Annotated in this window: 8 protein-coding genes; 2 read left to right on the top strand and 6 right to left on the bottom strand. The window is 70.7% G+C overall.

Translation table 11 applies throughout. The annotated features are described in order from the left end of the window. Positions 1-92: 92 nt before the first annotated feature. From E1293_RS39790 to E1293_RS39770, 5 genes are all read right to left on the bottom strand, one after another. The gene (locus E1293_RS39790) at positions 93-698 is read right to left on the bottom strand and encodes a response regulator transcription factor (RefSeq protein WP_132204124.1); all 606 of its coding nucleotides are present in this window, start codon (positions 696-698) and stop codon (positions 93-95) included. Beyond that, complete coding sequence (locus E1293_RS39785) at positions 695-1,822, bottom strand: sensor histidine kinase (RefSeq protein ID WP_132204123.1); 1,128 nt, start codon at positions 1,820-1,822, stop codon at positions 695-697. Before E1293_RS39785 ends, E1293_RS39790 begins: the two co-directional genes overlap by 4 nt. Positions 1,823-1,887: 65 nt before the next feature. After that, positions 1,888-2,532 carry an ABC transporter ATP-binding protein gene (locus tag E1293_RS39780; protein ID WP_132204122.1) on the bottom strand — a complete coding sequence of 215 codons (645 nt, stop codon included), beginning with the start codon at positions 2,530-2,532 and terminating at the stop codon, positions 1,888-1,890. 91 nt (positions 2,533-2,623) lie between these two features. Then, positions 2,624-3,904 carry an alpha-amylase family protein gene (locus E1293_RS39775; RefSeq protein WP_132204120.1) on the bottom strand — a complete coding sequence of 427 codons (1,281 nt, stop codon included), beginning with the start codon at positions 3,902-3,904 and terminating at the stop codon, positions 2,624-2,626. Positions 3,905-3,944: 40 nt separating this feature from the next. Then, the gene (locus E1293_RS39770) at positions 3,945-4,367 is read right to left on the bottom strand and encodes a MarR family winged helix-turn-helix transcriptional regulator (protein ID WP_207939372.1); all 423 of its coding nucleotides are present in this window, start codon (positions 4,365-4,367) and stop codon (positions 3,945-3,947) included. 40 nt (positions 4,368-4,407) lie between these two features. Here E1293_RS39770 and E1293_RS39765 point away from each other — a divergent pair, with 40 nt between their 5' ends. Continuing rightward, a complete protein-coding gene (locus tag E1293_RS39765; RefSeq protein ID WP_132204118.1) occupies positions 4,408-5,802 on the top strand; it encodes an FUSC family protein in 1,395 nt (464 codons plus the stop codon). On the opposite strand, the gene E1293_RS39760 is transcribed toward E1293_RS39765, so the two are convergent. Continuing rightward, a complete protein-coding gene (locus tag E1293_RS39760; protein ID WP_132204116.1) occupies positions 5,756-6,931 on the bottom strand; it encodes a lactate 2-monooxygenase in 1,176 nt (391 codons plus the stop codon). The two genes, E1293_RS39765 and E1293_RS39760, sit on opposite strands and share 47 nt — an antisense overlap. Positions 6,932-7,067: 136 nt before the next feature. Between E1293_RS39760 and E1293_RS39755 the strand changes: the two genes are divergently transcribed. Then, the coding region (locus tag E1293_RS39755; protein WP_132204114.1) for a DNA gyrase/topoisomerase IV subunit A at positions 7,068-9,542 on the top strand (2,475 nt) is incomplete at its 3' end.

Raw genomic sequence — 9,542 nt, 5'->3', positions numbered from 1 at the left:
CCCCCAGGCCGCCGAAGCCGCCACCCGCCTGAGCACACCCCTGCCCGTGACGAAACGAGGCTCCCTGGTCCTGGCCCGCCGCTGATCGGCGCTTACAGCCAACCGAGCTCGCGGGCGGTCTGGGCCGCGGCGTGGCGGTTGTCGGCGCCGAGCTTGGTGACGGCGGCCGACAGGTAGTTGCGGACGGTGCCCTCGGACAGGCCGAGGCTCCGCGCGATGCGCGAGACGGGCGCGCCGCCGGCGGCGGCGCGCAGGGTGTCGAGTTCGCGCGGGGTGAGGGGGCATTCCTCGGCCGCGAGGGCGTCGGCGGCGAGCTGCGGGTCGATGTAGCGGGCGCCGGCGGCGACCTGCCGGACGACCTCGGCGAGCCGCCGGCCCGGGGCGTCCTTGCCGAGGAACCCGCGGACGCCGGCGGCCATGGCGCGGCGCAGGTTGCCGGGGCGGCCGTGCGCCGTCACGATCACCAGCCGGCAGCCGGGCAGGTCGCGGGCGAGGCGCTCGGCGGCGGCGAGCCCGTCCAGGCCGGGCATGTCGATGTCGAGGACGGCGACGTCGGGCTTGAGGGCGAGGGCGCGCTCGACGGCCTCGTCGCCGCGTCCGACGTCGGCGGCGACCTCGATACCGTCCTCGGTCTCCAGCAGCAGGACGAGCGCCTCCCGGATCAGGAGGTGGTCATCGGCCAGCAGCACGCGGATCATGCGTCTCCCTTCGCCGGGACGGCGGCCGCCACCCGGAACGTCCCGTCGCCGGCCGCGCCGGCCGCGAACTCGCCGCCCGCCGCGGCGAGGCGCTCGGCGAGGCCGGCCAGCCCGCTGCCGGCGTCCCCGGCGGCACGGCGGGCGGCGCCGTCGTTGACGATCTCGATGGCGACGCGGTCGCGGTCCGCGCGGACGGTGATCTCGCACCAGGTGGCGCTGGAGTGCCGCAGGACGTTGGTGGCGGCCTCGCGGGCGACCCAGCCGAGGGGCTCGTGGACGTGGGCGGGCAGCGCCGGCGACACCTCCGGGCGCTCGCAGCGGATCCCGGCGGCGCGCAGGACGGCCGACATCCCGTCCAGCTCGGTGCGCAGCGACGTGGCCCGGTAGCCGCGGACGACCTCGCGCACGTCCCGGACGGCGTCCCGCGCCATCGTCTGGATCTCGGTCAGCTCCTTGCGGACGCGCCCGTCGTCGCGTTCGACGAACCGCTCGGCGACCTCGGCGCGCAGCGCGACCGCCTGGAGGCTGTGGCCGAGGACGTCGTGCAGGTCGCGGGCGAACCGGAGCCGCTCCTCCCCCACGGCCGAGCGGGCCATCTCGGCGCGCGCCTCCCGGAGTTCCTGCACGACATGGACCAGCCAGACCGTGACATATCCAGAGAAGGAGGTCAGCGGCACGGCCGCCACCTCGTACAGGACCATCAGCGCCGGAAACCCGAGGACCACGCCGTAGACGGGGGTCGAAACGGTCGCCGCCGCCGTCACGCCGACCGCCTCGCGCACCGGCAGGACGACCGCGATCAGCCCGGCCGGGACGAGGAGCGCGTTGCCCCAGCCCTGGCCGGTGCCGAGCAGCGGCGGCAGCGCCCAGCAGATCGCCACGATCGCGGCGAGCCCGAGACGGTGCGCGGGGGCCGTGCGGCGCATCAGGTTCTGCCAGAGCAGCCGGGCGTAGAGGACGAACACGGCGCCGACCCCGGTGAGGGCCAGGAGCAGGCGCCCCGCGTCCCGCCGGTGGACGATCTCGTACCAGAGCGCCGGCAGCAGCAACCCGGCGAGCGTCACCACGGTCATCCCCACGATGATCGCGGCGATGACGGTGGGACGCGGGATCCTGGGCTGCACGCGCCCAGCGTATGCGGCCGGCACGGCGGTCGCGCGACGCTCGGGCGGCCCTGCCGGGCGGCCTGTCAGGCGGCCCGGAGGCGGTCGGCGTCCCGGCCCGTGACCAGGCGGCCCTCGTCCAGGATCCCGATCCGGTCGGCGCGGCACGCCTCGTCCGGGTCGCGGGTCGTGACGATCACGCTGACCCCGTGCGCGGCCAGCATCAGCAGCACCGACCACACCTCGCGGGCGGCTCCGTGGTCGAGCCCGGTGGTGGGCTCGTCGAGGATGAGCACGTCCGACCGTCCGATCAGGGCCAGTGCGAGGTCGAGCATGCGGCGCTGCCCTGCGGTCAGCTTTTCGAAGGGGACGTCGGCGGCATCGGTGAGGCGGGCCAGGTGGAGGGCGTCGTCGCGGGTGAGCGGGTCGAGTGTCCAGCGCCGCCACGTGTCGACCACCTCGGCGACGGTCAGCCCGGGGAAGAGGCCACCGTCCCGCCAGACGGCCCCAGCGCGCGCGGCGTCACGGTCGGTGTAGGGGTCGACGCCACGGAACCGGACGCTCCCGCCTGTCGGACGTCGCAGCCCCGCAAGGATCTCCAGAAGGGCCGTCTTGCCCGAGCCATAGCGGCCGAGAAGCGCGTAGACCTCCCCCTGCGCCACGGTGAAGGAGACGTTGCGCACGGCCTCGTTCAGGTCCAGGTCGCGTACCTCGATCACGGGTGCCTTCATGACATCGATGCTGTCCGGGTGACGGTAGGACGGGCAGTCACAGGCGTCAGAAATCCGCCATGAGGATTGCAGGGGCGACCCCTGACAAATGTCAGGGTTCGGCTATCGCCCATCCCGTTGGGGGGACGATCGCACCGTTCTCGGTGAAAGTCGCCTCACCGGCCACGCATGTCCAGTCGGCGGCAGGCAGCTCCGCCTTGGCGGGCTCGTCGCTCAGGTTGAGGACGATCGCCAGTTGCTCTGCGCCGTGCCCCACTGTGTAGGAGAGGGTCGTGTTGGTCAAGGTCGCCATCGTGGTCTCCGCACGGACGAGCCAAGGGTGACGGCGCCGTAGGCCGATCAGTTCTTGGTGGAGGCGGTGATGGGGGCCGCCTTGGCCCGGGATGTCGTCGGGGTGTTCGGGAAAGGCCGGCCGTATGGCGTCGTCGCCTCCTGCACGCTCCTCCTTGATGCCCTCGAAAGCGAACTCGTCCCCGGCGTAGACGGATGGAACACCGCCGATGGTCAGCAGGATCACGAGCGCATGGACCAGGTGGCGTTCATCCGTCAGCCGGCTGGCGATGCGCGTCACGTCGTGATTGCCGAGGAACGTCTGCGGCGCGAACGTGGCCAGCATTTCGTTGTGCCGGTCGAGCGCGTGGGCCAGCTCGAAAAGGTTGCTGTCGTTCAGCGAGCTCCAGATGGCCTTCCACAGCTCGTACTGGGTGACGGAGTCGAATCCGGTCTGTTCGACGATGCGTGCGTAGTCACCGTGGATGACCTCACCGACGAGCCACGCTTCGGGGAAGCGCGCGCGGACGCGGTCTGTGACCGTCCGCCAGAACTCCGGCGGGACGGCGTATGCGGCGTCGAGGCGCCATCCGTCTACGCCGCGCTCCAGCCAGTGGGCCATGACGTCGGTGACGTAGTCGGCGACCTCGGGTTCGGCATGGTTCAGCGTGACGAGCTGGTCGTGCCCTTCGAAAGTGCGCAGGTCCCGGTGGAACCACTTCCTGTAGGGAGACGCCTCGCCTCTGGCGGCGACGTCGTCGAAGGCATCGAAGCTGCGGCCGACGTGGTTGAAAACGCCGTCTAGCAGGACTCTGACTCCCCTCTGGGACGCCTCGCCGATGAGCCGCTGCAGGTCGTCCTCGTCGCCGAGCCGTGGGTCGACGCGGTAGTGGTCGACGGTGTCGTAGCCATGCGTCTCGGAGGCGAACACCGGACCGAGCGCGAGCCCGTTGCAGCCGAGGCCGACGAGATGGTCGAGCCAGCCCGTGAGCCGTGCCAGCCGTGGTTCGGGCGATGTGCCCGCCGGGAGGGCGTCGCGTTCGGCGCCGACGAAGCCGAGCGGGTAGGCGTGCCACCAGATGGCGTGATCGGGCCAGCGCATGCGCCTGTCCCTACCCGCAAAATTAGTACGTAACCACGAACTATTCGGTCAGTCGCTCCATGAGCCGTGCCGCGATCCGCAGTACGTCGCGCTCGGTCTCGCTCAGCCCGCCGAGCGCCCCCGCCAGCCAGGCGTCGCGCTCCCCCATGTCGCGCCGCAGCGCCGCGACCCCCTGCTCGGTGATGGTCAGCACCACCTGACGGCGATCGTGGTCGCCGCGCGCCCGGGAGATCAGCCCGGCGGCCTCAAGTTCGGCGAAGACGCGCGTCAGGGACTGAGGCCGCTGGTTCTCCGCCTCGGCCAGCTCGCCGGGCGTGCCAGGACCGCCGCGGTACAGGTGGCCGAGCACGGCGAGCTTGTTGCTGCTCAGCGCGTCGGGCGACCGCGCCGCGCGCATCCGGCGCGCCATGCGCATGATGCCGTGCCGGATCTCCGCCACGTCCTCGCTCGGCCCACTCTTCATAATGTTACGCTACCACTTACTAAATATCGAGAGGCGGATCATGGCTGCGATTGGGTTGCGGGTGCCCGCGGTCCCGCCGGCCGCCACCACGATGGCGGCGGTGCTCGCGGCCTTCGGGTCCGCGCTGCTCCTGGAGCGGCTGGCTCACCTGGGCGTGGACATCGGGATACAAGCGGTCGTCCTGTCCATCACGCTCGCCAGAACGCAGCGGGACGCCACGCCGACCGACCAGATCATCGGCTTCGCCGTCTTCCCGGCCGTCGCCTTCGCCGCGATCGGCCTTGGGACGCTCATGTCCGGCCGACCGATCGAGGGCGACGCCGCGTTCGTGCTGCTCGTCACTGCGGCCATCTGGATCCGCCGCTTCGGGCCCCGTTTCGCACGGGCGGGCACGCTGGCGATGCTGCCCCCGATCGCGCTCCTGGTCACCCCGCACACGCCCACCTCAGGGAACGTTCTCTGGGCGCCGGTCGTGGCCCTGATCGCGTGGTTCTGGGTGACCGCGTTCCAGTTGCTCGTGGACGTTCCGGCTTCCGCCAGTGCGGGTCGCTCTCGGGCCAGTAACCGGATGGCCGCGCAGATGGCGGTCGCTCTGGCCGGAGCCTTCGCTGCGGGTCATCTGCTCTTCCCAGACCACTGGTCTTGGGTGGTGCTGACCGCGTTCATCGTGTGCAACGGCGCCCGTGGACAAGGGGACGCTTTGCACAAGAGCGTCCTGCGCGCACTTGGCGCGACCGGTGGAACCCTCCTGGCGACCTTGGCGGCAGGCACGTTCGCCCCAGGGAACCGGGGCTCGATCGCACTCATCTTCGCGGTGCTGGGGGTCGCGGTATGGCTGCGTCCCCGGAACTACGCGTACTGGGCGGGCGGCGTCACTGCGGCCCTGTCCCTGCTGTACGGGTATTTCGGGCAGGCGGCGATGCCCCTGCTCTGGACGCGGATGGAGGCGATCCTCGCCGGAGCGGTCATCGGGGTCGCGTCCGCCTGGTTCGTGCTGCCGTTCCGCACCGGTGACGTCCAGCGACGCCGCACCGTTGAGGTGTTGGCGAACCTGACCGATGTCCTTAAGGGTGCCCCAGACGCCCTGACCCGATTCGAGCTCTCCGTCGCCGAACTGGACAAGCTGTATCCACCGCTGAAGATGCACCGCACCCTGACGCGCCAGAACCGGCACCCCGCCGACGTGATCGACCTTCTACGCGGCATCGCCATCCACGTCCACGCATTGGGCCCCGACACGGGCGCCCTGCGAGTCAACGTCGCCGCCGCCCGCAGGGCCATCGCCAGGCGAACCGACGGCGCCCCCTACCGGTCCTTGGACTGTGAGGACGTCCCCACCCGCGCGGTAGACGAAGCCTTGGCCGCCATCCACGACATCTACGCGCCGCCTACGCGCGCACAAGAATCTCCGGATTCAACTCCTCCACACGCTTGATGCCGGACAGCGCCATGGTCAGCTCCAGTTCCGCCTGGAGGCAGCGCAAAACGTGCTGGACACCGGCCTGACCGCCCAGTGCGAGCCCATACGCGTAAGGACGTGCGACCAGGACGGCCTTGGCGCCGAGTGCGAGTGCCTTGGCGATGTCCGATCCGGTCCGGATTCCGCTGTCGAACAGGACGGTCGCCTGGTCGCGGACGGCTTCGACCACGCCGGGCAGTGCGTCCAGTGAGGCGACGGCACCGTCCACCTGGCGTCCGCCGTGGTTGGAGACGATGACGGCGTCCATTCCGGCGTCCACGGCCTGGCGGGCGTCGTCGGGATGCTGGATTCCCTTGAGCGCGATGGGCCCGTCCCAGTGCTCGCGCAGGAAGACCAGGTCGTCCCACGTCAGGCTGGGGTTCCCGAAGTTGGCGACCCAGTGCAGGAGCGCCATGTCCCGGTTGGCCTCCGTGACCGGCCCGCCGACGGCCTTCTGGAAGACGGGGTCGCTGAAGTAGTTCGCGACACCGATCCCGCGCAGGAACGGCAGGTAGGCCCGGTCCAGGTCGCGTGGACGCCACGCCAGCGTGAACGTGTCGAGCGTGACGACGAGAGTCGTGTAACCGGCCGCCTTGGCCCGCTCCAGAAAGCTGACGGCGAGTTCCCTGTCCTTCGGCCAGTACAGCTGGTACCAGCGCGGCCCTTCGCCGTTCGCTTCGGCGACGTCCTCGATGTTGTACGACGACGCCGTGCTCAGCACCATCGTCAGTCCCTCGGCCGCGGCCGCCCGCGCGACGGCCAGCTCACCGTCCGGATAGAGGATCGACTGCACGCCGATGGGCCCCAGCAGAAGAGGGGACGGCATAGCGGTCCCCAGCACATTCACCGCCAGGTCGCGGTCGGCGACGTCCCGCAGCATGCGCGGGACGATCCGCCACCGGTCGAACGCCGCGCGGTTCGCCCGCGCGGTCGCCTCGCTGCCCGCCGACCCCGCCACGTAGCCGAACGCCTGCGCGGACAGCGACCGCTCCGCGAGGCCCTCCAGCTTCGTCAGATCGGTGGGCAGCGTCGGCAGGACGTCCCCGAGACCCTGCAGATAGATCGAGTTCTGGAAGTCGGCCAGCCCGCTCAAGGAAACCTCCATCTGAGGAAATCGAAACCGTCCATGCTCAATCTGCCAGGTCCGCGTAGGTGACGAAACGGGATCGATCGCCGAGACGGGCGGCCCACCCGGCGGGGTAGGGCGAAAGATGTCCCCGGGACCGGCCACAATGTGGGGCATGGCACGACGCGGATCCCAAGCCCCTCCACCTCCGCCGGACTTCGAAGAGAACATCGTCGACGTCGATGTCTCCGACGAGATGCGCGGCAGCTTCCTCGAGTACGCCTACTCGGTCATCTACCAGCGGGCGCTTCCCGACGCGCGCGACGGCATGAAGCCCGTCCAGCGCCGGATCCTGTACTCGATGAACGAGATGGGGCTGCGCCCCGACCGCGGGCACGTCAAGTGCGCCCGCGTCGTCGGCGAGGTCATGGGCAAGCTGCACCCGCACGGCGACAGCGCCATCTACGACGCGATGGTGCGGATGGCGCAGCCGTGGGCGATGCGGATGCCGCTCGTGGACGGGCACGGGAACTTCGGCTCGCTCGGCGGCGACGACATGCCCGCCGCCATGCGGTACACCGAGGCGCGGATGTCCCGCGAGGCGATGCTGATGGTCGCCTCCATCGACGAGGACACCGTCGACTTCCGCCCCAACTACGACGGGCAGGAGCAGGAGCCGGAGGTCCTGCCCGCCGCGTTCCCGAACCTCCTGGTGAACGGCGCGTCCGGGATCGCGGTCGGGATGGCCACGAACATGGCGCCGCACAACCTCGGCGAGGTCATCGCCGCGGCCCGGCACCTGATCGACACCCCGGAGGCGTCCCTCGAGGACCTGATGCGCTTCGTCCCCGGCCCCGACCTGCCCACCGGCGGCAAGATCGTCGGCCTGGACGGCATCCGCGACGCCTACGAGCGCGGCCGCGGGACGTTCCGCACCCGCGCCACCGTCTCCGTCGAGAACGTCACCCCCCGGCGCAAGGGCATCGTCGTCAGCGAACTGCCGTACGCCGTCGGCCCCGAACGCGTCAAGGCCAAGATCAAGGAACTCGTCAACAACAAGAAGATCCAGGGCATCTCGGACCTGAAGGACCTCACCGACCGCAAGGTCGGCCTCCGCCTCGTCATCGAGATCAAGAACGGCTTCAACCCCGAAGCCGTCCTCGCCGACCTCTACCGGCTGACGCCGATGGAGGAGACGTTCGGCATCAACAACGTCGCCCTCGTCGACGGCCAGCCCCGCACCCTCGGCCTCCGCGACATGCTGCAGGTCTACATCGACCACCGCATCGAGGTCGTCCGCCGACGCTCGATGCACCGCCGCAAGAAGCGTGAGGACCGCCTCCACCTGGTGGAGGGCCTGCTCGTCGCCCTGCTCAACATCGATGAGGTCATCCAGGTCATCCGGCAGAGCGACGACGCCGCCCAGGCCAAGCAGCGCCTCATGCAGATCTTCGAGCTGTCGGAGATCCAGGCGCAGTACATCCTGGACACCCCGCTCCGCCGCCTGACCCGCTACGACCGCCTGGAGCTGGACAAGGAGAAGGAGCAGCTCGCCAAGGAGATCGCCAAGCTGACCGCGATCCTCGAATCGGAGAAGAAGCTCCGCGGCCTCGTCTCGAAGGAGCTCGGCGAGGTGGCCAAGGAGTTCTCCACCCCGCGCCGCACCATCCTCCTGGAAGCCTCGGGGCACACCGCCGCGGCGGCCGTCCCCCTTGAGGTGGCGGACGACCCGTGCACGGTGCTGCTCTCGTCCACCGGCCTCATGGCCCGCACCCACGACGCCGGCCCGCTGCCCGACAGCGGGCCCCGTTCCCAGCACGACGTCCTGACCTCGGTGGTCCCGTCGTCCGCGCGCGGCCAGGTGGGCGCGGTGACGTCCCTGGGCCGGATGATCCGCATCGACGTCCTGGATCTCCCGACGCTGCCGCCCTCGGCGACACCCCCGTCCCTCGCGGGCGGAGCCCCGATCACCGAGTACGTCGACCTTGAACCGAACGAAACGGTCGTAGCCATAGCCGCCGTGGACGAAGAGGGCGGCGGCCTGGCGCTGGGCACCGCCCAGGGCGTGGTCAAACGGGTCGTCCCCGACTTCCCGGCCAACCGCGACGAGTTCGAAGTGATCGGCCTCAAGGACGACGACCGCGTGGTCGGCGCCGTCCAGCTGCTCTCCGAGGACCAGCACGTGGTCTTCATCACGACCGACGCCCAGCTCCTGCACTTCGCCGCGTCCCTCGTCCGCCCGCAGGGCCGCGCGGCAGGCGGCATGGCCGGCATCAAGCTGGGCGCCGGCGCGAGCGTCATGTGGTTCGGCGCCTTGGACCCGACCCGCGAGGCCCGCGTCATCACGATCTCCGGCTCGTCCTCGGCCCTGCCCGGCACTCAGACGGGCGCGATCAAACTGGCCGACTTCGCCGAGTTCCCGTCCAAGGGCCGCGCCACGGGAGGCGTCCGGGCCCACCGCTTCCTGAAGGGCGAGGACGTCCTGCTCCAAGCCTGGGCGGCCCCGACCCCGCTCCGCGCAGCGGCCGCCAACGGCAAACCGGCAATGCTGGACGTCGACATGGGCCGCCGAGACGGCTCCGGCGAAAGGCTGGACAAGCCCCTGACCTCCATAAGCGGCCCCCTGGGCCCGCCACCCCCAGAAGAGGAC

This window comes from Actinomadura darangshiensis (assembly GCF_004349235.1).
GTDB classification, from domain to species: Bacteria; Actinomycetota; Actinomycetes; order Streptosporangiales; family Streptosporangiaceae; genus Spirillospora; species Spirillospora darangshiensis.
The sequence above is the reverse complement of the archived record's forward strand: the minus strand, read 5'-3'. Positions and strand labels throughout refer to the sequence as shown.

Excerpts from the sequence above, each read along its gene's own strand:
- E1293_RS39760 (WP_132204116.1), bottom strand. The coding sequence starts at position 6,931 with ATGGAGGTTTCCTTGAGCGGGCTGGCCGACTTCCAGAACTCGATCTAT.
- E1293_RS39790 (WP_132204124.1), bottom strand. The coding sequence starts at position 698 with ATGATCCGCGTGCTGCTGGCCGATGACCACCTCCTGATCCGGGAGGCG.
- E1293_RS39780 (WP_132204122.1), bottom strand. The coding sequence starts at position 2,532 with ATGAAGGCACCCGTGATCGAGGTACGCGACCTGGACCTGAACGAGGCC.
- E1293_RS39775 (WP_132204120.1), bottom strand. The coding sequence starts at position 3,904 with ATGCGCTGGCCCGATCACGCCATCTGGTGGCACGCCTACCCGCTCGGC.
- E1293_RS39765 (WP_132204118.1), top strand. The coding sequence starts at position 4,408 with ATGGCTGCGATTGGGTTGCGGGTGCCCGCGGTCCCGCCGGCCGCCACC.
- E1293_RS39770 (WP_207939372.1), bottom strand. The coding sequence starts at position 4,367 with ATGAAGAGTGGGCCGAGCGAGGACGTGGCGGAGATCCGGCACGGCATC.